Here is a 25,215-nt window from a genome sequence, read left to right on the forward strand (position 1 = left end):
AGTGGTCGTCGTCGATGGCGCATGATCGCTGGGTGACCCATTCAGGTGAAGAATCCGGCCGGCCCACGATGCTTCCCATGCCCGGTGTTCCGGCACCGGCTCCGTCCGGCGCATCCGCGCAGGAAGTGGCCCCCACCGCCTCCGCCATGCGGCGGGTGCTGCGACGTGCCCGCGACGGCGCCACTCTGAACGTGGACGAGGCGACGACCCTGCTGCAGGCCCGCGGCGACGACCTGACCGACCTGTGTTCGTCGGCGGCGAAGGTCCGGGACGCCGGGTTGCTGGCGGCGGGCAGACCCAAGGCTGTCACGTATTCGCGTAAGGTGTTCATTCCCCTGACGCGGTTGTGCCGGGACAAGTGCCACTACTGCACGTTCGTCACCGTGCCCGGCAAGCTGCGGGCCGAGGGGCGCGGCGCGTATCTGGAACCGGACGAGGTGCTGGAGATCGCCCGGCAGGGCGCCGAATTGGGCTGCAAGGAAGCCCTCTTCACCCTGGGCGACCGTCCCGAGGATCGGTGGCCGGAGGCCAAGCAGTGGTTGGACGAGCGCGGCTACGATTCGACACTCGACTACCTGCGTGCGATGTCGATCCGGGTCCTCGAGGAGACCGGGCTGCTGCCGCACCTGAACCCGGGTGTGATGAGCTGGGAGGAGATCTCCCGCCTCAAGCCGGTGGCTCCCTCGATGGGCATGATGCTCGAGACGACGTCCACCCGGTTGTTCACCGACAAGGGCGAGTGCCACTACGGCAGCCCCGACAAGGATCCGGCGGTGCGGTTGCGCACACTCACCGACGCCGGCAGGTTGAGTGTGCCGTTCACGACGGGCATTCTGGTGGGCATCGGCGAGACCGTCCGGGAACGGGCGGAATCGATCATGGCGATCCGTAAGTCGCACAAGGCGTTCGGGCACGTTCAGGAAGTGATCGTCCAGAACTTCCTCGCCAAGCCCGACACCGCGATGCGCGACACCCCGGACGCGGGCCTCGAGGAATTCCTGGCGACGATCGCGGTGTCCCGGTTGCTGCTCGGTCCGGGGATGCGCATCCAGTCGCCGCCCAACCTGGTGTCGAACACCGAGTGCCTGGCGCTGCTGGGTGCGGGTGTCGACGACTGGGGCGGCGTGTCGCCGCTGACCCCGGACCATGTGAACCCGGAGCGGCCGTGGCCGAACCTGGACACCCTGGCCGCGATCACCGCCGAGGCCGGGTTCGAGCTCACCGAGCGCACGGCGGCGCAGCCGCAGTTCGTGCTGGCCGGTTCGCCCTGGATCGATCCGCGGATCACCGGGCACGTGCAGGCCCTCGCGGACCCGCACACCGGGCTGGCGAAGCGCGACACCGCGCCGGTCGGGTTGCCGTGGCAGGAGCCGGACGAGTCCTGGGAGTCGGCGGGCCGGGTGGATCTGAATACCGAGATCGACACCGAGGGCCGCAACACCGAGACACGCAGCGACCTCGGCAGCGCGTTCGGGGACTGGGAGACCGTCCGCGAGCAGGTGCTGGAGTTGAGTGGCCCGGTGCGGGTGGACACGGACGTTCTCGCGGCGCTGCGCAGCGCCGAGCGTGATCCGGCGGGCTGCACCGACGACGAATACCTGGCGTTGGCGACGGCCGAGGGGTCGGGGCTCGAGGCGATGGTGGCGCTGGCGGATGCGCTCCGCAAGGACGCCGTCGGCGACGAGGTGACGTATGTGGTGAACCGGAACATCAACTTCACCAACATCTGCTACACCGGGTGCCGGTTCTGCGCGTTCGCGCAGCGCAAGGGTGATGCGGATGCGTTCACGCTGTCCACCGGCGAGGTCGCGGACCGGGCCTGGGAGGCGCACGTCGCGGGCGCGACCGAGGTCTGCATGCAGGGCGGCATCGACCCGGAGCTCCCGGTCACCGGGTACGCCGATCTGGTGCGTGCGGTGAAGGCGCGGGTGCCGTCGATGCACGTGCACGCGTTCAGCCCGATGGAGATCGTCAACGGCGCCTCCCGCGGCGGGCAGAGCATCCGGGACTGGTTGACGGAACTGCGCGAGGCCGGCCTCGACACCATTCCCGGCACGGCCGCGGAAATTCTCGACGACGAGGTGCGCTGGGTGCTCACCAAGGGCAAGCTGCCCACCGCCACCTGGATCGAGGTGGTGACCACCGCACACGAGCTGGGTCTGCGGTCGAGTTCGACGATGATGTACGGCCACGTCGACAACCCGAAGCACTGGGTCGGGCATCTGCGGGTGTTGCGCGGAATCCAGGACCGGACAGGCGGATTCACCGAATTCGTCCCCCTGCCCTTCGTGCATCAGAGTGCGCCGCTGTATCTGGCGGGCGCGTCGCGTCCCGGCCCGACCAACCGTGACAACCGGGCCGTCCACGCCCTGGCCCGGATCATGCTGCACGGGCGGATCCCGAACATTCAGACCAGCTGGGTCAAGCTGGGTGTCACCGGTACCCAGGTGATGTTGCAGGGCGGCGCCAACGACCTCGGCGGCACCTTGATGGAGGAGACCATCTCCCGGATGGCGGGTTCGGAGCACGGATCCGAGAAGACCGTCGAGGAACTGCGGGCCATCGCCGAGGGAATCGGCCGCCCGGCCCGCGAACGCACCACGACACACGCCCGGCGCGAGGGAAGGACACCGGCCGCATGAGCGAGACGGACCGGCTGGGCGACGACCAGGTCGTCACCATCCTGGATCGTGCCGCACGGGGTATCAACCCCGTGCTCGATCTGGCTCTCACGGATCCGTTCGGCATCAAGAGCCGGACGTTCACCCCGACAGCGGAGGACCGGAGCGCCGCGGAGGCGCTGCTCGACGGCATCGCCCGGGTTCTCGACACCGTCCAGTTCCCGGGGACGGTGTCGTGGGAGAAGGCGAGCGACGACGAGCGGGCCCAGTGGTGGGTGACGCGGATCGGTGCGCTGAACACGATCGCGGTCGCGTTCCCGGGCATCTTCGGTGTGCTGCTCAATCGGCTCCCGATCCAGGACGTGCTCGGGTTCGCGAATCAGGCCGTCGTTCTCGTCGCCGTCGCCCGGGAACACGGCGTGACGAACCGGTTCGACCAGGTGGACCTGCTGGCGTCCGTACTCTGCCGGCGTGAGACGGATGCGCCGGCGGTGCTCGCCGGCACGGCGCGATCCGATTCCGCGGACGGCGAGTCGGTGTGGCTCCCGTTCGCGCTGATCGGCGCGCTGTGGCGCACCGCCCGCACCGTGCGCGCGCTCAGCGACGAACTCGACAAGCGTCCTGGGCCGGGCTCGACCTACTCGTTGCTGGGGAACATCCCGGTGGTCGGTGTGGTGGCCGGGTACCTCGGAGAACGGGGCGCGCTGGTGAGAGCTGCGAAAGCGGGCGAGCAGTGGATCGCGTCCCGGGCACGGCTGACCGCGGCGGTGCGCCGGGTCAGGTAACCCTCACCGCAGAGAGGCCCGCCGGGCAGGCGATAATAGTTTCTTCCGCGGGGTACAAGCGGCCCGTACCTCGTGCTTACTCGTGTCAGAAAGGCAGGGAGAGCGGCAGTGCCCTACACGATTGCTGAACCGTGCGTGGATGTGTTGGACAAGGCGTGTATCGAGGAATGCCCTGTCGACTGCATCTACGAGGGCGGACGGATGCTCTACATCCATCCGGACGAATGCGTGGACTGCGGCGCCTGTGAACCCGTCTGCCCCGTCGAGGCCATCTTCTACGAAGACGACGTCCCGGACCAGTGGAACGGCTACATCGCCGCGAACGTCGACTTCTTCGACGACCTCGGTTCCCCCGGTGGCGCGGCGAAGCTGGGCAAGGTCGACTACGACCCGCCGTTCGTCAAGGCTCTGCCCCCCATGGGCGAGGACTAGATGTGCCTCGAATCCCGGTAGCACAAGCACTTCCCGACTTTCCGTGGGACTCGCTCGAGTCGGCGAAGGCGAAAGCCTTCGCCCACCCGGGTGGCATCGTCAACCTCTCGGTGGGGACCCCGGTCGATCCGGTCGCCCCGATCATCCAGGACGCGCTGACCGCGGTCGCCGCGGTTCCGGGATATCCGACGACGCACGGCACCGAAGAGCTGCGGAGCGCCGCGGTGGAGGCGCTGCGTCGCCGCTACGGAATCACCGGCATCGATCCGGCTGCGGTGCTGCCCGCGATCGGCACGAAGGAGCTCATCGCCTGGCTGCCACGCCTTCTCGGGCTCGGCGCCGACGACCTCGTCGTCATTCCGGAGCTGGCGTACCCGACCTACGAGGTCGGTGCGCTCCTCGCCGGTGCGCGGGTGATCCGGGCCGATGGTCTCAACCGGCTCGGCCCGGAGGGCGCGTCGCTGATCTTCGTGAACTCGCCGTCCAACCCCACCGGCAAGGTGCTCGGTCTCGAGCATCTGCGCAAGGTGGTCGACTGGGCGCGTCGCCGCGGCGCGATCGTGGCGTCCGACGAGTGCTACCTGGGATTGAGCTGGGAGGGCGAAGCCCTCTCGATCCTCGATGAGCGGGTGAACGACGGCGATCTCACCGGGCTCCTCGCGGTGCACTCTCTGTCGAAGACGTCCAACCTCGCGAGTTACCGCGCGGGGTTCGTCACCGGTGACCCGGCGTTGGTGGCCGAACTTCTCGAGGTCCGCAAGCACGCTGGCATGATGGTGCCGTTGCCGATCCAGTCGGCGATGACCGCTGCACTCAGCGACGACGACCACGAGAACGAGCAGCGTGAGCGGTACCGCCGTCGCCGCGAGATCCTTCTCGCAGCGGTGCGCGGCGCCGGATTCACCGTCGACAACTCCGAAGCCGGGCTGTACCTGTGGGCGACCCGCGGCGAAGCCTGCCGGGACACCGTCGAGTGGTTCGCCGAGCGGGGCATTCTCGTGGCACCGGGCGAGTTCTACGGTCCCGGCGGCGGCACCCACGTGCGCATCGCCCTCACGGCCAGCGATGAACGAATCGCGGCCGCGGCCGAACGACTGGTCTGACCCGAGTCGGCCCGAGCGGCGCGGTCACGGTGAAAGTATTGGGCCGTGACCCTCGACGACGTCGCCGACGAACTGTACGGCCTGGACCCCGGTGAGTTCGTCGAGGCGCGCACCGCGCAGGTGACCGCGGCGCGGCAGAACAAGGACCGCGCATTGGCAGCCGAGATCGGGAAGCTGCGGAAGCCGACGGTCGTCGGCTGGCTCGTCAACCTGCTCGCCCGCGAGCTGCCCGACGAGGTCGACGCGCTCCTCACCCTCGGTGACGCTCTCCGCGACGCGCAGCGACACCTGTCCGGCTCGGACCTTCGGCGACTGAACACGCAACGGCAGCAAGTAGTGCGCGCGTTGGCGCGCAAGGCCGGTGAACTCGCTGCCGAGCGGGGCCGGACAGTCGGGGAGGACGCGCTGCGGGATGTCGGTCAGACGCTGCACGCCGCTCTCGCCGACGCCGAGACCGCCGAACAGGTGCGGCGCGGCCGGGTGGTGACGGCGGCGAGCTACAGCGGTTTCGGTCCGGCCGGACTCACCGTCGTCCAGGGAAAGACCGCGAAGAAAGGCGGGAAGCCCGAACCCACCCCCACGCCTCCGGCCGAGAAGTCGGGGAAGACGTCGAAGAAGAAGTTGCCGGAGCGCGACCGCGCCGCCGAACGGGCGGCGGCCGGGGCCGAACTGGCGGACGCCACGTCCCGGGCCGACGAGGTCCGCGGCGAACTGAACGACGCGAGAACGGAACTGGAGAAGGCGCGGTCGACGCTGACGGAGATCGACCACCGGATCGAGGAACTGCGCGCCGAACTCGAACACGCCGAGCAGGAGCGGCAGTTCACGCGGAACGCGGAGAAGGCTTCGGCGGAGGCGGTGCACCGGGGGGAACGAGACCTCGACGCGGCGGAGCGGCGCGTCGAGGAAGCCCGGCGCGCGGTCGACTATCTCGGCTGAGGACGTCCCGGATCCTTGACCTGCAGCTCACTCGAGGTCTACAACGTCGCCGCCGGTGCCCCGATCACCCACGCCGTGCTCGACCACCACGGCACCGACATCCCGGTCGAGCATCTGCGCAGCATCCTCCTCCACACCGGTGCCCTCCAACCTCGGGGCAACGCCGTCGATTCGGTTGCGCCCTGGCTCGACACCCTTGTCGCCGACCTGCCCACCGATCTCGCGGCCACGGTGCGCGCGTACGCGTCCTGGTCGGTGCTGCGCCGGGCGCGCGGGTGCGCCGCACGCGGGCACCTCAGCGTCAGCGCATCCAAGTACACGCGTGTCCGCCCTCAGGTCGCCGTTCAGTTCCTGACGTGGCTCACCGACAACCACCACGCACTGGCCGAGGCGACCCAGGCCGACGTCGACCGCTGGCTGGGGGAGGGGGCCAGCACCCGCCACCGACTGCGGGATTTTCTGCGCTGGGCGCACCAACACGATCGTGCCGCCGACCTGCACGTGTCCGGGCTCGGCCGCGACGGTCTTCCCTCCCAGCTTCTCGCCGACGACGAACGCTGGTCCGCGCTACGCCGGTGCCTGACCGACGACGGCTTCGATCTGCGGGTGCGGGTAGCCGGTGTCCTAGTCCTGCTCTACGGTCAGATCCCCACCCGCATCGTCAAACTCACCGCCAGCGATCTCGGCATCGACAGCCGAGGTGACAGCACCCTACGGTTGCGCGATCGTCCCGTCCTGCTGCCGCCGGCACTCGCCGCGCTGACCACCGAACTCGCCAGCAGACCGGATCGCCGCCGTCGCGGGGCGCCTTCGTCAACGACACCGGATTGGTTGTTCCCGGCCGCCGCCCCGGCGCACACCTCGATTCCGGTCGGCTCGCCCTCCTTCTGCGCAACGCCGGGATTCCGGTACGGCCGGCCCGCGGGGCAGCGCTGGTGGCACTCGCCGCCGATCTGCCCGCACCCGTACTCGCCGACCTTCTCGGCATCTCCGTCGGCGCCGCGACCCGGTAGAGTGCACTCGCCGCCCGCGACCACGCCGTCTACCTCGCCGCACGCACCGCACAGCCGCCCCGGTGACACCACCGCGGCTCAGGGTCTTCACCAAAGTTGGTGTCGGGACCGCCCATTAGCCTCACCGGGTAACAGCACTAGGGAGCGGAGGGAAACCATGGTCACCGCCGCCGCCAGCGCACCGATGCTGCCGGGGATGCCCGCCTCCCCGGCGGTCTCTGAGATCGAGCAACTCGCCCTGATCGGCCAGCAGCAACCGATCCGGGTCCCCGCACGGCTGTGGCGGTCCTGGCTAACCGATCCCACCGTCGTGGCGCGATTCGAGGCGAAGACCTACCGACGCCCGGGTGGCCGGTGCACGGTGTGGTTCGGCAGTGTCTCGTCCACCGGGCACGGATCCTTCCGGGCGAGCCTGCCCGGCCCCTCTCGTCGTGGCACGGTTCCCGCGCATCTGTTCGCCTATCAGCTCGAATACGGCGTCATTCCGCGGCTGGGGTGGTCCGGCGCCGACGACGCGGTGCTGTGTCACCAATGCGACTCCGCCGGCTGCGTCAACCCCGCGCACATGCGGTTGGGGACCAACGCCGTCAACCGCACCGAGTACCACCTGCGGCGGCGCAACCTCGCCAGCCCGCTTTCCGACGTCCGCGGTCCTGCCGGGCGTACCCGTGCCATCGCCGCCGCAATCCGAACCGGCCTTACCTCCGGCGAGGATCCGAACAGCATCGAACAGCGGATCAGATGCGCCGAAGCGGCCGGGTTACCCCTCACCCTCTGGTAGCTCGTCGTCGGCACAGCGAATCTCTGTGCCTGACTGGCAGAGCCGGAACTGACCCTGCCGTATGGCCTGCAGAGGTTGCCCGAGCTGGTGAGAGACTGCTCCGCGTGCATGCGTTCATCGACGAATCCAAACGGGGCGAGTACGCCCTGTGTGTGGTGACCGTGGCGACCGGCGATCTGACGGCCCTGCGGAAGCAGACGAACGCGCTCCGATCGCCCGGGCACACCCGCATCCATATGACCGGTGTGGGGAAGAAGCTGGCACCGAAGATCGTCGCCGAGGTCGCCCGGCTGGAGGCAAACAGCCGGATCTATGTGATGAGCTCACGAAAGGTCAACGAACGCCAGGCCCGCGACGCCACCCTGGCCGCCGCGGTGCGGGACCTGGCGCAGATGTCAGTGACGAACCTGGTCATCGAGTCATGCGATCAGGACCACGAGGACAACCGCATCATCCGGGACGAACTCGGCGCCGCCACCCCGTTCCGGTACACCCACGACCGACCCTCGAACTCCCTCTTGTGGATCCCCGACGTCCATGCCTGGGCCTGAGGCCGCGGCGGCAGCATGCGCGCGAAGATCTCCCACCGCATCACCGTCGTCAGGGTCTGAAACACGAGAACGCCCCTCATCACTGAGGGGCGTTCATCGTATGTGGGTGGGCGCGCAAGGCTGGAAACCGCTAGGTGGGGCTGCCTACAGGGGTACTTACGCCCCGGAGACCTCCTACACGAACCACTTCCCTCGGCTACTGCCTCGGGCACTCACGTTATGTGGGTGCGGTTGCGTCGACGCAACCGCGAAGCCCATGGCCTGCACACAAGCGCAACCCCGGTGCCCGCCGGAGAGTGTTTGTTTGCTGCACCTACGCCACCGAGATCGGCCGACTACCCGGCTTGTCGAGCCGAGGACGTGTTTCGCCGCCGGCTGTCAGCATGAGCAGCAATTCTATCCAGTGGGCGCGACACCCATTCGCAGGCACGGACAGCAACATCCGCGCGGCAGATACAGTTCCCTGTGGGTTGCGAGTCGGACCATGCGACATCGGCCGCGATCTCGGGTAGAGCAAGTGACTCTTAATCACTGGGTTCGCGGAGTTCTGCCGCCCTGTCCGTCGCATCAGCGTCTTGTCCGACAGCGACGCTGGAGTGCTGAGACTGCTACCGCAAGTCTGCCCGGTCAGCGGTGCTCGGCAGCGTCCTCGACTGCAATCAGAGCCGACCATCGCATGACCGCGTACGAGTGCGCGAGCGCGGCCACGGGCCTCTTCAGCGGTGCCGAAAGCCACCCGCTGACGACGCTGAATCCGGCGATCACGGCGTGGAGGAGGAGGATCGGCATGGGTATTCTCCCTTTTCATCCGGGGATCGGCCTGTCCTCACGCGCTGCGCTCGGTGGTGTCTTCGGCACGGCCTCGGCCTCGGCCGAGGCCGAGGATGCGGTCGCGGTCCTCTTCGGACATCCCGCCCCAAATCCCGAAGGGTTCTCGCACGGCGAGTGCGTAGTCCCGGCATGGCCTTTGGACGGGGCACTGGGAGCAGATCTTTTTGGCCTCGTGGATGCGCTTCTGCCTCTTGGGTCCGCGTTCGTTGGTGGGGTGGAAGAACAGGGCAGGACTGACCAGTCGGCACATCGCGGCGAGTCGCCAGTTCAGTTCCTCGGGCTCGGGTAGGTCGCTTTGTCTCACGGTTCGAAAGGCCCGCACAACGATGCTCCCTTCTTGCCGGAGGGCGGTCGAGCGCCCCGCACCGGTGGGTGATGCGGGGCGCAGGCGGATCAGGGGACGCTGATGAAGTTGGTGAAGCCGCCGTGCCGGGCCGGGAGGTCGGCGAGAGCTTCGTTGATCTTCTCGAGCGGGAAGCTGTGATGCTCGAAGACCGACAGGTCGAGGACCCCGGCACCCGCGAGGTCCGCCATGTCCTGGGCCTCGGCGGTGGAGAACCACAGGCTCCCGAGGACACTGATCTGGCTGCACATCAGCGAGAACATGTCCAGCGGTGGGCGTTCCATCATGCCGCCGATGTCGACGGCCACACCGCCGCGACGCAGCGCCGTGACGGCGTCGAGGAACGATTCTGCCGGTGCGCCGGGGCCGAGTGAGTCGATGACGATGTCGACGCCCTCCCCGTTGTTGTGCTCGCGCACCCAGCTGCGCAGGTCGCCCTCGCCGGCAGGCAGAACGTGGATGCGATCGGGGGCGATGGATCGGACATCCTCGAGGAGATCGGCGTTACGGCCGGTGCCGAAGATGCGGCTCGCACCGAGCGCGAGGGCGCTCAGGCAGGTGCCCAGACCCAGGGTTCCGGAGATGCCATCGATCAGGACGGTGGAGCCGGGGCCGGCGCCGGCTTTGCGCAGTGCCGAGTATCCGGTGCCGAGGTATCCGAATCGGGCGCCTTCCTCGAAACTGACGGAGTCGGGCAGCTTCACCAGGTTGCGCTGCGGCGCAGTCAGACACTCACCGAGCCCGCCGTAGGGGTAGGCGTCGAAGATCTCCTGGCCGTCTGCGCCGAAGGAGAAGTAGCCCATGAAGGTGTACTTGTCGCAGTTCTGATCGTGCCCCTGCCGGCAGGCGCGGCAGCCGCCGCAGGAGATTCCGGGGTTGACGTAGACGCGGTCGCCGACGGCGACGTCGGTGACGTGGCTGCCGACGGCGGCGACGACGCCGGCGGAGTCGAGGCCGAAGATGGCGGGGAGCTTCGGAAGCGGCAGGTAGGGGAACCATTCGCTGTAGGTGGCGAGCACGTTGGACAGGTCGGTACGACGTTGCAGGCCTTGACCTGCACCAGCACGTCGGTCGCCCGCGGTTCGGGGATCGGGAGTTCCTCGATCTGCATCGGCTGGTTGATCTCGTGGAGGCGGGCAACGCGCATGGTCGACTTCATGAAAGGAAACTCCTGAGTGGTGTGTTCTTCGGACTGGGAATGGGGTTGGCAGGCGCACAGAGTGCTGGTGTGGGCGCCGCGGGGCGCCCACACCAGTGCAACCGGGGTTTCGAGTGGTGGTGTGCTCAGGCGGTGGTGCCGGTGACCGATGCGGTCAGGGCGGTCCGGATGTCGTCGACGGTGGCGATCTCGGCGAGCAGTCCGAGCGAGTTGATGCTCGCCTCGTGCGCTTCGGGGTTGGCCGCCGAGCACGCGTCCTCAACGATCACGACGTGGTAGCCGAGATCGCTTGCAACGCGGGCTGTTCCCTCGACAGAGGCGTTGGTGGCCACACCGGCGAACAGCAGTGTGGTGATGCCCTTGCCCCGAAGGATGGTGTCGAGGTCGGTCCCGGCGAAGGCGCCGATCCGCTGGTGCGTGAGCACGATGTCGTCGCCGTGCGGCTTCAGCGGTTCGACGATCCCGGCGAGTTCGCTGCCCTCTTTGAGGCAGCCGGACTGGGCGACGATGCCCAGCAGCGGTGAATTGACCTCGAGGTCGGAGAAGTCGGGTTTCCAGGCGACCCGGGTGTAGACCACGGGGGCGCCGGCTTCGCGGGCCGCGGCGATGAGCGCGGCGATCTGGTCGATGACGCGGCGTTCGCTCACCTGCTGGTGGAAGAAGTCGGCGAAAGCGCCGGTGGGGCCGACGACGTCGCCCTGGCAGTGAACGGCCACGACGGCGGTGGTGCGGGGGTCGAGTTCCATCAATAGCTCCTGGTTCGGGGGGTGCGGGTTTACGCGTGAGCGAGGATCGAGTGCCCGATGTTGTCGATGTCACGGGCCGCGGTGAAGGGGTTGGACAGAAAGACCTGGAGGATGTCGACACCGGCCTCGCGCATCAGGGCGGCCTTGTCCCGCAGCTCGGCGGGTGATCCGTAGAGGCACCAGTAGTCGACGAGATCCTTGGTGATGATCGGCCGGTGTGCAGGATCGAGTCCGCGCAGGTACTTCGCCCAGACGTCGAGGTAGTGCGGCTGGTCCGGGGCCTTCGGGTCGCCCAAATACTGCTGCGCGGCGGTGATGGAGGCATCGACGATGGAATCGCCCAGCTGGTCGCGGTGCTGGTCCATCAGGCCGGCGTTGGTGATGCACGAGCTGATCGGTCCGGAACCGAAACCGTTGGTGACACCGTCTTCCCAGGTCTCACCGCTGCCGAGTTGGTAGAACCAGGACAGGGAGACGAGTTTGACCGAGCCCGGCGCCCGGCCGGCGTCGGCGACCGCCTTGTCGAGGCGACTGCGGATCAGCTTGATCATCTCGACGTTCGGTCCGAGGCAGTAGACGACGGCGTCGGCGTACTTGGCTGCTTCGGCGAGCCCGCGCGGTCCGCCGGCGGCCACCCAGATCGGGATGTGGTCGGTGACGTTGTAGAAACCGCTGTCCTTGTCGAGGAACTCCACCTCCCGGGACTGTCCGAGCCAGTTGTGGGTGACGCGGCGTCCGGCCATCAGCTCCCTCGAGACTTCGATGGCGTGCGAGAGTTCGGAGATCTTCGCGGTGCGATTACCCATTGAGCGCAGCGCGTTGTTGGCGGTCCCGATACCGAGGAAGGTACGCCCCGGTGCCAGGGCGTTGAGGGTGGCCATGGAGTTCGCGGTGACCGGGGCGATCCGGGTCAGCGGATTGGTGACCATGGTGCCCAGATTGATCGAGCTGGTCTGCGTCGCTGCGAGCGCCAGGTACTGGTACGGGTCGGAAAACAGCAAGGGTCCTTCGCCGACACCGAAGTGCGAGAACCCGAGGTCTTCGGCCTGCTTCACCATCGCGACCTGGTCGATCTTCGCGCAGGTGCCGATACAGAATTCCATCTTCTTCTCCTTGCATTGACCCGCTGGTGTGGTTCGACTCCATGAACGAGGGCGACTGGCTCGCGGGATGGGCGATCCGGGACTGTGTGTTCGGTCCCGGGCCGGGGCGCGCAAGCGCCGGAACGGTGAGCAATTCCGTTGAAAGGGAACGGCATTGAGCGGAGCAATCCCGTTCTGGAAGAGTTGCCGCCGACCCGTTGCGCTGGCAAAACAAGCCGTGCACCTCAAAACTGGAATTCTAGCGTTCCAGATGACCGTAGCTGACAGTGACGCGGACCACAAGTACTAGAATGCAAGTTACTGTGGTGAGCGCCGCAGACGAGGGGGACACCATGATCAGCGCGCCCGACGAAAGCGTGTACGTATGAGCACCACCAGCACCGATCCGGAGGCTGCCGCCCTTCTCGCGAATGTCCGGACCTCGGGCGCGCGGCTCTCCGCCGCCATGTACGACATCCTCAAGACCAGACTGCTCGAGGGACGCTACGCGGCCGGGGAGAAGATCGTCGTCGAGTCCATCCGCCAGGAGTTCGGGGTCAGCAAGCAGCCCGTCATGGACGCCCTGCGCCGACTCTCCAGCGACAAGCTCGTCTACATCTTCCCGCAGAGCGGGTGCGAGGTCGTCTCCTACACCCAGCGTGAGGTCGAGGACTTCTTCACTCTGTTCGGTGGCTTCGAGGGCACGATCGCGGCGGTCGCCGCCGCCCGCCGGACTGACGCCCAGCTCATCGAGCTGGGCCTGATCTCGTCGCGGATCGATGCGCTGCTCACCTCCGACGACCCCGAGGTGCGCGCGCACGGATACCGCATCCACAATCGCGAATTCCACGCCGCCATCCACACAATGGCGCATTCGCGGATCATGGCCGAGACCAGCCAGCGGATGTGGGACATGTCCGACTTCCTGATCAACACCACCGGGATCACCAACCCGCTGTCGAGCGCCCTCCCCGAACGCCAGGATGATCACCACGCGATCATCGAGGCGATTCGGCAACAGGACGAGGCGGGAGCCCGCGAGGCCATGGAACGGCACATCGTGGGAACCATTTCGGTCATCCGCGACGAAGCCGACGACTTGGCCGGCTGAGACGCCCCACCGGCGGCCCGCCCCCGTAACCACACGTTGCACGGGGCGGGCCTTTTCTATGCCCACTGCCGGGCGAAACACCCTTTGACGATGACTGGCGTCCCGTGCCGGTGAGTACTGCGGGTCGCATCTCGCACACCGGAGAGACTTGCGTCACCTTCCACGGCGACGTAGCTTCACTTCTAGACGTCTAGCATTCCAGTTGCGAATGTTTCTCTCACATCCCTCAGAGGGTGATTGAGAACTCGACGAGGTGCGTCTGCTGTGGTCAGTGCATGGAAGTGGGCTCCTGGTTGGGTTGGTGAGGTCGATGTCACAGCCGAACCGAGGAGCCCACCCATGCCATCATTGTCCATCTCACCGTGCCCGTCCTGTCCGCCCGACGCGATCGGCGGGCACCGTTGCGCGGTGTACCCGTCGTCGGTCACCGACGCCCAGTGGGAGATCCTGCAACCGCTGCTGCCGCCGCCGGGCAACACGACAGGTCGCGGCGGCAGACCCGAGAAGCATTGCCGCCGGATCGTATTGGACGCGATCCTGTACCTGGTTCGGGGTGGCATCGCGTGGCGGCAGCTGCCGGCGGAGTTTCCGCCGGTCGGCACGGTGTACGCGATCTTCGTGCGCTGGACCCGTGGCGGGGTCTGGCAGCGCATCCTCGACACGCTGCGCGACCGGCTGCGGGTGCGGGCCGGAAGGGATCGCTGTCCGACCGCGGCGATCATCGATTCACAGACTGTCCCGGTCGCCGATACGGTGCCCCGATCCCGTACCGGATGGGACGGCGGCAAACGAACGAACGGCGTGAAACGCCACATCGCGGTGGACGTGACCGGGCTGTTGTTGGCAGTCGTGGTGACCGCCGCTTCAATTCAGGACCGCGACGCCGCGCACCGGCTGCTCGCCATGCTACGCGGCGCGTTTTCAACGATCCGGCTGGTGTGGGCCGACGGCGGCTACCCCGGACGCCTGCTCGGCTGGGCGAAAGGTGTTCTGGCCCTGCGGGTCGACATCATCAAACGCAAGCCTGGTAGTAGCGGATTTCATGTCCGGCCCCGGGTTTGGGTGGTAGAACGGACCTTCGCTTGGCTCAACAAGTATCGCCGCTGCGTCCGCGACTACGAGGCCAAGCCCGAACACCACGAAGCGATGGTTCTCATCGCCGCCATCGCGACCATGACCAGGCGACTCGCCCGAACCTGACTGTTCTCAATCACGCTCTCAGAGAAAGGAGCGGCCATGACGACCGCTTCGCGCAGGTTGGTCCACGCGGCGCCGGCATGTTTCGGCCCGCGGATCGGAGAAGCCCGACCGTGAGCAACACCTCCGCTTCCTCGACGAAGCCCGCAGCCACCACACCACTACGGGTGGCGATGGCCAGCTTCATCGGTACCACGGTCGAGTACTACGACTTCTTCATCTACGGCACCGCCGCCGCCCTGGTGTTCCCCACGCTGTTCTTCCCCGATGTGTCCCCGGCAATCGGAATCCTGCTGTCCTTCGCGACGTTCGGGGTCGGCTTCCTCGCCCGCCCGCTCGGCGGCATCGTCTTCGGTCACTTCGGTGACCGGGTCGGTCGCAAGCAGATGCTGGTGATCTCGCTGGTCGGAATGGGCTCGGCCACCGTCCTGATGGGACTGTTGCCCGGTTACGCCCAGATCGGGATCGCCGCCCCGATCCTGCTGACCCTGCTGCGCCTGGTGCAGGGCTTCGCGGTCGGCGGCGAGTGGGGTGGGGCCACACTGATGGCCGTCGAGCACGCTCCGACCGCGAAGAAGGGCTTCTTCGGATCCTTCTCCCAGATGGGCGCCCCGGCCGGGACCAGCGTCGCGACCCTGGCATTCTTCGCGGTCTCCCAATTGCCCGACGAGCAGTTCCTCAGCTGGGGCTGGCGACTGCCGTTCCTGTTCAGTGCGGTACTGATCGTGATCGGGCTGTTCATCCGCCTGTCTTTGACCGAGAGCCCCGACTTCGCCGAGGTGAAGGCGCAGAGCGCGGTGGTGCGGATGCCGATCGCCGAAGCATTCCGCAAACACTGGAAGGAAATCCTGCTCATCGCGGGGACCTACCTGTCCCAGGGCGTGTTCGCCTACATCTGCATGGCCTACCTCGTCTCCTACGGCACCACCGTCGCGGGGATCAGCCGCACCTTCGCCCTCGCCGGGGTGTTCGTCGCCGGCATCGTCGCCGTCATCCTCTACCCGGTCTTCGGGGCCCTCTCCGACACCTTCGGCCGCAAGACGATGTATCTGCTCGGGGCCGTGGCCATGGGGGTGGTGATCGCCCCGGCGTTCGCGCTGATCAACACCGGCAACCCCTGGCTGTTCATGGCCGCACAGGTGCTGGTCTTCGGGATCGCGATGGCACCCGCCGCCGGAGTCACCGGATCCCTGTTCACCATGGTGTTCGACGCGGACGTGCGCTACAGCGGCGTCTCGATCGGCTACACCCTTTCCCAGGTCGTGGGCTCGGCGTTCGCGCCGACGATCGCCACCGCCCTGTATGCCTCCACCGAGTCCAGCACCTCGATCGTCGCCTACCTGCTGGTGGTCTCGGCGATCTCGGTGGTCTCGGTGATCCTGCTGCCCGGCGGCTGGGGCCGCAAAGGCGCAGCGAGCCAACTCGTTCGAGACGAAGCCGGCTCCGCCCAGCCCACCCCCGCGGTGACCACATTCTCAACCCAGGACACGGCCACGGACCTGCGTGTCCTCGACAAGTGAAGTGATGACAGACATGAGTGACCACGACCGAACCTCCTACGACACCGACGTCGTGATCGTCGGACTCGGGCCCGCCGGTGGCACGGCGGCGCTCGCCCTGGCAACCTACGGCCTGCGCGTCCACGCCCTCTCGATGTTCCCCTGGGTGGCGAACTCGCCGCGCGCGCACATCACCAACCAGCGCGCCGTCGAGGTGCTCCGCGACCTGGGCGTCGAAGACGAGGCACGCAAATACGCGACACCGTGGGACCAGATGGGTGACACGTTGTTCACCACGAGCCTGGCCGGCGAAGAAATCGTCCGGATGCAGACCTGGGGAACGGGCGATACCCGCTACGGGGACTACCTGTCCGGCAGCCCGTGCACGATGCTCGACATCCCCCAACCGCTGATGGAGCCGGTGCTGATCAAGAACGCCGCCGAACGCGGCGCGATCATCAGCTTCCACACCGAATACCTCGACCACACCCAGGACGCGGACGGGGTGACCGTCCGGTTCCGCGACGTCCGCTCGGGCACCGAATTCACCCAGCGAGCCCGCTTCCTGCTCGGTTTCGACGGCGCTCGCTCGAAGATCGCCGAGAAGATCGACCTTCCCTTCCAAGGCGAACTGGCCCGTGCCGGCACCGCCTACGTGCTCTTCAACGCGGACCTGAGCAAGTACGTCGCTCACCGGCCGTCCATCCTGCACTGGATCGTCAACTCGAAGGCCGGGTTCGGTGAGATCGGCATGGGCCTGCTGCGGGCGATCAAGCCGTGGAACCAGTGGATCGCCGGCTGGGGATTCGACATGGCCAAGGGCCAGCCCGACGTCTCCGACGACGTTGTCCTCGAACAGATCCGGACCCTCGTCGGCGACCCGCACCTGGACGTCGAGATCGTGTCGCGGTCCTTCTGGTACGTCAACCAGCAGTACGCCGAGCATTACCAGTCCGGGCGGGTGCTGTGCGGCGGTGACGCCGTGCACCGGCACCCACCGAGCAGCGGGCTGGGATCGAATACCTCCATCCAGGACGCGTTCAACCTGGCGTGGAAGGTCGCGTTCGTCGTCAAGGGCTACGCCGGGCAGGGCCTGCTCGAGTCCTATTCGCCCGAGCGGGTCCCGGTCGGCAAGCAGATCGTCGCTCGCGCCAACCAGTCCCGCAAGGACTACGCCGGGCTGCGCGAGTGGTTCGACCCCGGCAGCGACGATCCGGTCGCCGCCGGTCTGGCGAAGCTGAAGGAACCCACGCCCGAGGGGGTCGCGCTGCGCGAGCAGCTGTACGAGGCGCTGGAGGTGAAGAACACCGAATTCAACGCCCACGGAGTCGAACTCAACCAGCGCTACGCCTCCTCCGCGGTCGTCCCCGAGCCCGATGCGGGCGACGAGGTGTGGGCACGAGACCGGCAGTTGTACCTGCAGGCCACCACCCGGCCCGGCGCGAAGCTGCCGCACGCGTGGCTGGTCGGCGAGGGCGGCACCCGCATCTCCACTCTCGATGTCACCGGGAAGGGAATGATGACCCTGCTCACCGGAATCGGCGGCCAGGCGTGGAAGCGTGCCGCCGCCAAACTCGACGTGCCGTTCCTGCGGACCGTGGTCGTCGGTGAACCCGGCACCATCGACCCCTACGGCTACTGGCGGCAGGTCCGCGACATCGACGAGGCCGGTGCCCTCCTCGTCCGACCCGACGGGTACATCGCGTGGCGGCACAGCGCCCCGGTCTGGGACGACAGCGAAGCATTGACCAGCCTCGAGGACGCGCTCACCGCAGTCCTCGACCGCCCGTCGGGCAGCAGCGAACCGGCCCCGGGCGCCACGCACGAGCCGCAGTACAACACCCGGGCCGTGCCGATCACCGTCCCGCACACCACCCCCGCGGACGCAGCACCCGCCTCCGCCACCAGCACCACAACCGAGGGAGTAAACCGATGACCCGCCCGTACACCAGCGTCTGGAACGATCTGAACCAGGTCGAATTCAGCCAGGGCTTCATCCAAGCGGGCCCCTACCGGACCCGGTACCTGCACGCCGGCGCCACCTCCAAGCCGGCACTGATCCTGCTGCACGGCATCACCGGCCACGCCGAAGCATACGTCCGCAACCTGGCCGCACACGCCGAGCACTTCAACGTGTGGGCGATCGACTTCATCGGCCACGGCTACAGCAGCAAGCCCGATCACCCGCTCGAGATCAAGCACTACATCGACCACGTCCTGCAGTTCATGGACGCGATCGGCGTGGAGAAGGCCTCGTTCTCCGGCGAATCGCTCGGCGGCTGGGTCACCGCCCAGTTCGCGCACGATCACCCGGAGAAGGTCGAGCGGATCGTGCTCAACACCATGGGCGGCACCATGGCCAACCCGAAGGTGATGGAACGTCTCTACACCCTGTCCATGGAGGCGGCGAAGGACCCGAGCTGGGAACGCGTCCAGGCCCGGCTCGAGTGGCTGATGGCCAGCCCGGCGATGGTCACCGACGACCTGATCCGCACCCGGCAGGCGATCTTCCAACAGCCGGACTGGCTCAAGGCCTGCGAGGCGAACATGGCCCTGCAGGACCCGGAAACCCGCAAACGCAACATGATCACCGACGCCACCCTCGAGGGCATCACCGCGCCCGCGCTGGTGCTGTGGACCACCAAAGACCCTTCCGGTCCCGTCGACGAAGCCAAGCGGATCGCCTCCCACATTCCCGGCGCAAAGCTCGCGATCATGGAGAACTGCGGGCACTGGCCGCAGTACGAGGACGCGGACACGTTCAACCAGCTGCACCTGGATTTCCTGCTCGACCGCGACTGATCGCCCGTGGGTGTCTGCCACCGCGAGCAGGCACCCGCGATCGGCGCCCCTTACACAGCCACCCCGACCCCTCGCACTCCCGGTCGACGAACCGCGCGAGAACCAGAAGGAAACAGACGATGCCCGTAGCGCTGTGCACGATGTCGCATTCCCCCCTCATGGGACGAAACGACCCGGCCCAAACCGTGATCGACGACGTCGACGCCGCGTTCGAGAATGCGCGCACGTTCATCGCCGACTTCTCCCCCGACCTGATCGTGATCTTCGCCCCGGATCACTACAACGGGGTCTACTACGATCTGATGCCCCCGTTCTGCATCGGTGCCGCGGCCCAGTCGGTCGGCGATTACGGCACCGAATCCGGACCGCTGAGCGTCGACCGCGACGCCGCCTACGCCCTCGCCCGGGAAGTCCTCGCCAGCGGCGTCGACGTCGCGTTCTCCGAACGCATGCACGTCGACCACGGCTTCGCGCAGGCCCTGCAGCTGCTGGTCGGCTCGATCACCGCGGTCCCGACCGTCCCGATCTTCATCAACTCCGTCGCCGAACCGCTCGGCCCGGTCAGCCGGGTCCGGCTACTCGGCGAGTCAGTCGGGCGGGCCGCGGCGAACCTGGACAAGCGGGTGTTGTTCGTCGGATCCGGTGGGCTGTCCCACGATCCGCCGGTACCGCAGTTCGCCACCGCCCCGTGGAGGTGAAGGAGAAGCTCATCGACGGGCGGAACCCCACCGAGGACGAGCGCAACGCCCGCGAACAGCGGGTCATCGACGCCGGTCGCGACTTCGCTGCCGGGGTGGCCACCATTGCGCCGCTCAACCCGCAATGGGATCGCCACCTGCTCGACGTTCTCGCCTCCGGCGAGATCGAGCAGATCGACTCCTGGACCAATGAATGGTTCGTCGAAGCAGGCCGGGCACTCCTCCCACGAAGTGCGCACCTGGATCGCCGCGTACGCGGCGATGAGCGCCGCCGGAAAGTACCGAGTCACCTCGACCTTCTACCGCGAAATCCCGGAGTGGATCGCCGGATTCGGCATCAACACCGCCGTCGCCGTCGACGAATAGACCCCGCCGCTCCCATCACGCCGACCAACGAAAGGGACCCCGGATGACCTCCGTCCGCCCAGTAGACAATCACCTGATCGAGGACGCCGCCGCACGGCTGGCCGACGCCGAACGTGCCGGTGCCCCATGCACCCCGGTACGGGATCTGATCGGGCGGACCGACATCGACACCGCCTACCGCGTACAAACCCGCAACGTCGATGCGGCGGTAGCCGCCGGTCTGATCGGCGGATTCGGCACGTCGGAGGCGTCGAAAACCTGTGTCGAGAACCTATGTCGAAAACCCTAGTCCACTGCACTTTTCGACAAGCTGATGGCTGTGACTCACGGCGATATGTGGCATTGATTTCGCAGCTTTATATGGCGTTGCCTGCCGGACTCGGGGAGCCGCCGTGGGTCGTGTGAATTGGGATTGGGCTTGCAGGACGAACGGAGGGAATCGGGGCCACCTCCGTTCGCTGCGGCGGCGACAGAATGTGCGAGGGGCATCTTCCTGGTCGACGGCAATCTGTCGGTGAGCGCCGGCGTCGTGGAAGGAGAGATGGTTCGGGCGGTGAACCTTCTTGGTTGGCGCGCCATTGGCCGTGAAGCAGATACGGACAGCTGAGAGTTCGGCGAATTCAGTTGATGCCCTTCGCCCACCATCCGGATGGCGGGGAGGAGGCAAGCTCCCAGCGTGGCGCGTAGTGCTCGAGGAATATCTGCCCCACCAGTTCCCCGCGGCTGCGCACCCCGGTCTTGTCGAAGATCGACTTCATGTGGTCTTGAATTGTGTAGACGGATAACGACATTGCGTGCGCCATCTCCTTGGTCGATCGCCCTTGGATGCACAGCGCAGTGAGATGGCATTCGCGTTGGGACAGTCCGTAGGCCATGGCAATGACGGGCGCGATCTCATGCGGCGTCGCGGGTTGGATGATGACGGCGGTGCGTCCGTCTTCGACGCCGGAAAGCCTGGTCCCGTACAGCAACAGCCAGGCGCCGGATCGCGTGCGTACCCGCGAGCGCGCGGCAAGTTCCAGCGGATCGGTGCCCGGTTCGATCGCCCGCGCCCGGGCCGCGATGGCCTGCACGACCTTCGATTCGAACGGCGTCGACGGCGCCGGGACCTCGACAATTTCGTCGATCCAGCGTTCCGCGGCGGGTGAGACCGATTCCGGGTTGCCCGCGGCGTCGAAGACCACCACGCCGGGGCCGTAGTCCACGGTCGTCACGGCGGCCTCGACCTCGTGGAGCATTGAACGTCGCAGACCGGTCGCGAGCGCGGGCGCCAGCGCGGCGATTGCGCGGACGTGCTCGGCGGTGTACCACGGCGCGCCCGCATCGCGCAGGAATGCCGCTGCACCCCAATAGACCCCGTCCGACACCAGGGAGACCCGCAGCTCGTCGCCGATTCCGTACGCCTCGTGCGAACGGTGCCGTGCACTGCGGGACAAATCTCCGTGGGTATCCAGACTAAGTGCACCCGCCAGGCGGCCACTGTGCGCAAGAAACGCCCACTTGTCGACGTCCTCGACCTCGTATTCGTAGTGCGCCAACCAGGATCCGGAACACCCAACCTTCCGGTTGACGCTGCCGGTGAACAGGATGGTGCCCGGGTCGACGGTGTGCCAGCAGCAGCGGTCATGTGGGATCACCGTGCGCAGGGCCTCGCTCATTCGCGCGCTGTACCCCACCCAGTCGAGCTGGTCGGCGACGGCACGCGAGATTTGATCGCGGACGCGTGGCAGCAAGCTCTGCGCCATGTCCGAAGTGTATCGCAGCAGGTTAGGGCTGCCCACCCCAGAAATCTGGGTGAATTCCCCAGGAATCAGGGATATGACGCAGAACCGACAACGACGACGCTGGTTTCATGACGATGACAGCCCATACCTCCGCCGAAACCGACCACGACCTGCCTAACCCGGAGCCGATCATGCAGCTGGCGTCCGGGTTCATGGCCGCGAAACACCTCTTCGCCGCCAGCGAACTCGGTTTGTTCGAGGCGTTGGGCGAGGGCCCCACCGACCTGCATGGCCTGGCCGCCCGCACCGGGCTTACTGCCCGAGCCACCCGGATCAGCGCCGACGCCATGGTCGCGCTGGGTATGCTCGAACGCCGAGGCGAACAGTATGGTAATACCGAGACGGCGGCCGCGTTCCTCGCCGGCGGATCGCCCGCCGACCTGCGTCCACTGCTGCGGTTCTGGGACAAGATCAGCTTCCCGGCGTGGGAAGATCTGGCCGGCGCACTCGCCCGCGGGCCGAAACGCCAGATCTTCGACCTCGACGCCGCCCTGCAACCCATCGCCTCGATCGGTATCGAGGCGTTTTCGGCCGGCCCCTCGCTCGCCCTGCCGGACACGGTCGATCTGTCCGGCAGTCATCGACTCCTCGACATCGGCGGCGGCACCGGCTCCTGGTCCATCGCGGTGGCGCGCCACTGCCCGCAACTGAGCGCGACCGTGTTCGAGCTGCCGGCGGTTGCCCAGACCGCGCAGGACCGCATCGCGTCGGTCGGGCTGGAGGGACGAATCGACGTATGCGCCGGCGACGCGATGGCCGACCCGCTGCCCGCAGGATACGACGCCTTCCTGGTCGCGAACCTGGTGCATTACTGGTCGCCGGAGCAGAATCGTGCGCTGCTACAACGCATTCGCGACGTCGCCGCACCCGGCGCCACGCTGCTGATTGCCGACTTCTGGACCGACCCCACCCACACCCAGCCGGTCGCGGCTGCCCTGATGGCGGGCGAATTCGCGGTCCACCTCGAACACGGCGACGTCTACAGCGTCGGAGAAGGCATCGCCTGGCTGCAGGACACTGGCTGGCGCTACCGCGACCATCGCTCGCTCACCGGCCCCATGAGCGTCATTGCCGCCGAAACCGCATGAAACAAGACAACACCCAAGGAGCACACGATGAGCGAGCATCAAGTCGCAATCGTCGGTGCCGGCACCTCCGGGGTCGCGGCGGCGGTGGCCCTCGCCGACCGTGGCATCAACCCGTTGCTGATCGACCGAGCCGACCACGTCGGTTCGTCGTGGCACTCTCGTTATGACCGGCTGCGACTGAACACCGGCAGGCAGTTCTCCCACCTGCCGAATCGCCCCTACCCCAAGGGCACACCGACCTTTCCCACGCGGGAACAGGTGATCGAGCATCTCGAGCGGCACGCACGTGCGGACGGGATCGAGCTGCGCCTGGGCTGCCCGGTGGAACGGCTCGACCTAACGGACGGGCACTGGCGGTTGACCACCGCTGCCGGTTCGGTCGACGCTGCCGAGGTGGTGGTCGCGACCGGCTTCGATCATGAGCCCTTCGTCCCGGACTGGCCCGGACGCGGGGACTGGCGGGGTGCACTGGTTCATTCCTCGCAGTACCGGAATCCCTCGCAGTACAACGGGAAACGGGTCCTCGTGGTGGGAGCGGGCTGCTCGGGCATGGAAATTGCCTACGACCTCGCCACCGGAGGCGCGGCAAAGGTCTGGCTTTCGGCTCGCACGCCACCGAACATCATGCTCCGCCAGGGACCTGGTGGCATGCCGGGAGACTTCATCGCGACGCCGCTATACCATGCCCCGGTCCCTATCGCGGACGCAATCGCTCGGTTCGGCCGGGAGAGGAGCATCGGCGACCTGCGCGAGTTCGGATTACCGATCCCCGACGAGGGGATCTTCGCCCGCAGCGCCCGCCTCGGCGTGGCACCGGCGATCGTCGACAAGGAGCTCATCGCCGCGATCCGAGACAGGTCCATCGAGGTCGTTCGCGGAGTCGAGTCACTCGACGCGGACAGCGTGTGGCTGGTGGACGGTGTGCGAATCGACCCGGAGGCGATGGTCTGCGCGACGGGGTTCCGCCAGGAACTCGAAAAGCTGGTCGGGCACCTCGGCGTACTGGACGAGCGAGGTTGGCCGCACGCCACCGGTGAAAAGCCGGCCGCCGCGAGGTTGCGTTTCATCGGGTTCGTGCCCAGGCCGTCGCAGATCGGGTTCGCGGCGAAGCAGGCTCGCCGCGCGGCCCGAGCGATCGCGCGGGAACTGCGGTGAGCGTCGGCGGTAGGATTCTCCCGCCCTGCCCCGGCGCTGGCTACGCACGGGTCTCCAGCGCAGACCAGAACCCTGACCACCGCACCGAGTACCACCCGCGGCGGAAAAACCTCGCCAGCCTCCCCGTGCTGTGTGACGTGCGCAGCCGTGTGGCGCTGGGGGGAACCGCGCAATCCTGAACGGCACCCTGGCCGCACTCGACCGGGGGTGCGGGAACTGGCTGGGCGAGCGGCGCGGGTGCCGTCCCGTCATGGCCCGGTTCGGTGGCCGAGGGCACTGGGACGGGTGCTATCACCGGGGCCGGTATGGGCACCGGGGCCGGTATGGGCACCGGAGGAGCCGCCGCCGCGGGATCCGCCGGAGGATCGGGGATCTCCGCAGGTAGATCACCGGGTGCAGAATTTGCGGGGCCGGGGGCAGGGGCCTGAGCGGCGTTCTTAGCGTCTACAGTCCTACGCGACGTCCGGTCGGTAGCCGGCTGCGAGGGCGGCGACGGTGGACGGCGGTGTCAGGACGGTGGCGGTGCCGGTCGGCCGATTCGCCGGAGTCCCGTATCCCTCGGCCGACCAGGGGACGACCGTGTCACCCAGCACGACCGCGGGTCCGCCGTCGAGCAGCGCGAAGGCCCCGTCGGGCAACGACGACCACGGGGCCTCGTGCGTGCGCTGGTGGGAACCGACCAGCCGTTCCGCGTGCAACCGGGCGTCCATCTCGTCCGCGCCGGGCTGCCCGCCCCCGTGTGCCGACTGCCAGGCGGCGCGAAAGTCGTTGTACCGCTCGCGTCGGCAGAGGGCGCACGGCCGGTGCCCGGCCGCGAGGGCCACCGCCTCGTCGTGGAAGAACAGGACCGTGTAATGGCCCTCGCTCCACTGGGCGACGGTGCGGGCCGGGTAGTCGGTGACGCAGATGATCCACCGCTTGCCGGAATGGTTGCGCACGACGGTGTGCGCGCGGTGCAGGCAGCCCCGGTTCCCCATGAACCGGCCACGGAGTGGAATGGCGACGATCTCGGATCGGGGTGACACGCGATTCCGTTCGGCCATGTGCCGATGGTAGCCAGCCGACCCGCGCGTCAAAACCGGATGAGTACCCCCATCCGGCGCTAACCTGGGCTCAAGGGTTCCGCTCG

21 protein-coding genes and 2 pseudogenes are annotated in these 25,215 nt (G+C 67.5%); 16 read left to right on the forward strand and 7 right to left on the reverse strand.

Annotated elements, in window-relative coordinates; all coding sequences use genetic code 11:
• Positions 1-14 precede the first annotated feature (14 nt).
• The 7 genes from FND50_RS12040 to FND50_RS12070 all read left to right on the forward strand — a co-directional run bounded on the left by FND50_RS12040 (position 15) and on the right by FND50_RS12070 (position 8,225).
• On the forward strand, positions 15-2,642 hold the full coding sequence (locus tag FND50_RS12040) for a bifunctional FO biosynthesis protein CofGH (RefSeq protein ID WP_144285919.1): 2,628 nt from the start codon (positions 15-17) through the stop codon (positions 2,640-2,642).
• Positions 2,639-3,406: a hypothetical protein gene (locus FND50_RS12045; RefSeq protein WP_144285920.1), complete on the forward strand. Its 768-nt coding sequence runs from the start codon at positions 2,639-2,641 to the stop codon at positions 3,404-3,406. Before FND50_RS12040 ends, FND50_RS12045 begins: the two co-directional genes overlap by 4 nt.
• 108 nt (positions 3,407-3,514) lie before the next feature.
• A complete protein-coding gene (fdxA, locus tag FND50_RS12050) occupies positions 3,515-3,838 on the forward strand; it encodes a ferredoxin (protein ID WP_005263360.1) in 324 nt (107 codons plus the stop codon).
• 2 nt (positions 3,839-3,840) lie between these two features.
• Positions 3,841-4,941: a succinyldiaminopimelate transaminase gene (gene dapC / locus FND50_RS12055; protein WP_144285921.1), complete on the forward strand. Its 1,101-nt coding sequence runs from the start codon at positions 3,841-3,843 to the stop codon at positions 4,939-4,941.
• 45 nt (positions 4,942-4,986) lie between these two features.
• Positions 4,987-5,880 (forward strand): hypothetical protein, encoded by an 894-nt coding sequence (locus FND50_RS12060; protein ID WP_144285922.1) that lies wholly within the window; start codon positions 4,987-4,989, stop codon positions 5,878-5,880.
• A gap of 1,170 nt (positions 5,881-7,050) precedes the next feature.
• A complete protein-coding gene (locus FND50_RS12065) occupies positions 7,051-7,674 on the forward strand; it encodes a hypothetical protein (RefSeq protein WP_144289036.1) in 624 nt (207 codons plus the stop codon).
• Between the two features lie 104 nt (positions 7,675-7,778).
• On the forward strand, positions 7,779-8,225 hold the full coding sequence (locus tag FND50_RS12070; protein ID WP_260850970.1) for a hypothetical protein: 447 nt from the start codon (positions 7,779-7,781) through the stop codon (positions 8,223-8,225).
• A 627-nt stretch (positions 8,226-8,852) separates the two neighbouring features.
• Here the strand turns inward: FND50_RS12070 and FND50_RS36085 are convergent.
• From FND50_RS36085 to FND50_RS12090, 5 genes and pseudogenes are all read right to left on the reverse strand, one after another.
• The gene (locus FND50_RS36085; protein ID WP_167120753.1) at positions 8,853-9,014 is read right to left on the reverse strand and encodes a hypothetical protein; all 162 of its coding nucleotides are present in this window, start codon (positions 9,012-9,014) and stop codon (positions 8,853-8,855) included.
• Positions 9,015-9,051: 37 nt separating this feature from the next.
• On the reverse strand, positions 9,052-9,306 hold the full coding sequence (locus FND50_RS12075) for a WhiB family transcriptional regulator (protein ID WP_240961044.1): 255 nt from the start codon (positions 9,304-9,306) through the stop codon (positions 9,052-9,054).
• A 143-nt stretch (positions 9,307-9,449) separates the two neighbouring features.
• Positions 9,450-10,558 (reverse strand): annotated as a pseudogene (locus FND50_RS12080) (alcohol dehydrogenase catalytic domain-containing protein).
• Positions 10,559-10,683: 125 nt separating this feature from the next.
• On the reverse strand, positions 10,684-11,304 hold the full coding sequence (locus FND50_RS12085; RefSeq protein ID WP_144285924.1) for a cysteine hydrolase family protein: 621 nt from the start codon (positions 11,302-11,304) through the stop codon (positions 10,684-10,686).
• Between the two features lie 29 nt (positions 11,305-11,333).
• Entirely contained in the window at positions 11,334-12,407 is a 1,074-nt protein-coding gene (locus FND50_RS12090; RefSeq protein ID WP_144285925.1) for an LLM class flavin-dependent oxidoreductase, read from the reverse strand.
• A gap of 364 nt (positions 12,408-12,771) precedes the next feature.
• Between FND50_RS12090 and FND50_RS12095 the strand changes: the two genes are divergently transcribed.
• The 7 genes and pseudogenes from FND50_RS12095 to FND50_RS12130 all read left to right on the forward strand — a co-directional run bounded on the left by FND50_RS12095 (position 12,772) and on the right by FND50_RS12130 (position 20,348).
• Complete coding sequence (locus FND50_RS12095; RefSeq protein ID WP_144285926.1) at positions 12,772-13,497, forward strand: GntR family transcriptional regulator; 726 nt, start codon at positions 12,772-12,774, stop codon at positions 13,495-13,497.
• A gap of 408 nt (positions 13,498-13,905) precedes the next feature.
• Complete coding sequence (locus tag FND50_RS12105; protein ID WP_144285928.1) at positions 13,906-14,697, forward strand: IS5 family transposase; 792 nt, start codon at positions 13,906-13,908, stop codon at positions 14,695-14,697.
• A 170-nt stretch (positions 14,698-14,867) separates the two neighbouring features.
• Positions 14,868-16,214, forward strand: coding sequence for an MFS transporter (locus FND50_RS12110; RefSeq protein WP_186301326.1), 1,347 nt, complete (start codon positions 14,868-14,870; stop codon positions 16,212-16,214).
• Positions 16,215-16,218: 4 nt separating this feature from the next.
• Positions 16,219-18,129 (forward strand): FAD-dependent monooxygenase, encoded by a 1,911-nt coding sequence (locus tag FND50_RS12115; protein ID WP_144285930.1) that lies wholly within the window; start codon positions 16,219-16,221, stop codon positions 18,127-18,129.
• Complete coding sequence (locus FND50_RS12120) at positions 18,126-18,995, forward strand: alpha/beta fold hydrolase (RefSeq protein WP_144285931.1); 870 nt, start codon at positions 18,126-18,128, stop codon at positions 18,993-18,995. Before FND50_RS12115 ends, FND50_RS12120 begins: the two co-directional genes overlap by 4 nt.
• A 119-nt stretch (positions 18,996-19,114) precedes the next feature.
• A pseudogene (locus FND50_RS12125) lies at positions 19,115-20,059 on the forward strand (3-carboxyethylcatechol 2,3-dioxygenase).
• A gap of 43 nt (positions 20,060-20,102) precedes the next feature.
• Positions 20,103-20,348 carry a hypothetical protein gene (locus tag FND50_RS12130; protein ID WP_260850971.1) on the forward strand — a complete coding sequence of 82 codons (246 nt, stop codon included), beginning with the start codon at positions 20,103-20,105 and terminating at the stop codon, positions 20,346-20,348.
• A 331-nt stretch (positions 20,349-20,679) separates the two neighbouring features.
• Here the strand turns inward: FND50_RS12130 and FND50_RS12140 are convergent, their stop codons facing one another.
• Entirely contained in the window at positions 20,680-21,804 is a 1,125-nt protein-coding gene (locus FND50_RS12140) for a helix-turn-helix transcriptional regulator (RefSeq protein ID WP_144285933.1), read from the reverse strand.
• A 107-nt stretch (positions 21,805-21,911) separates the two neighbouring features.
• On the opposite strand from FND50_RS12140, the gene FND50_RS12145 reads away from it, so the two are divergent.
• Positions 21,912-22,931, forward strand: coding sequence for a methyltransferase (locus FND50_RS12145; RefSeq protein ID WP_144285934.1), 1,020 nt, complete (start codon positions 21,912-21,914; stop codon positions 22,929-22,931).
• 27 nt (positions 22,932-22,958) lie between these two features.
• On the forward strand, positions 22,959-24,086 hold the full coding sequence (locus FND50_RS12150; RefSeq protein WP_144285935.1) for an NAD(P)/FAD-dependent oxidoreductase: 1,128 nt from the start codon (positions 22,959-22,961) through the stop codon (positions 24,084-24,086).
• 452 nt (positions 24,087-24,538) lie between these two features.
• Here the strand turns inward: FND50_RS12150 and FND50_RS12160 are convergent, their stop codons facing one another.
• Positions 24,539-25,129 (reverse strand): hypothetical protein, encoded by a 591-nt coding sequence (locus FND50_RS12160; RefSeq protein ID WP_144285936.1) that lies wholly within the window; start codon positions 25,127-25,129, stop codon positions 24,539-24,541.
• Positions 25,130-25,215: the final 86 nt, after the last annotated feature.

Source organism: Rhodococcus sp. WB9 (assembly GCF_007558985.1).
GTDB classification, from domain to species: domain Bacteria; phylum Actinomycetota; class Actinomycetes; order Mycobacteriales; family Mycobacteriaceae; genus Rhodococcus_F; species Rhodococcus_F opacus.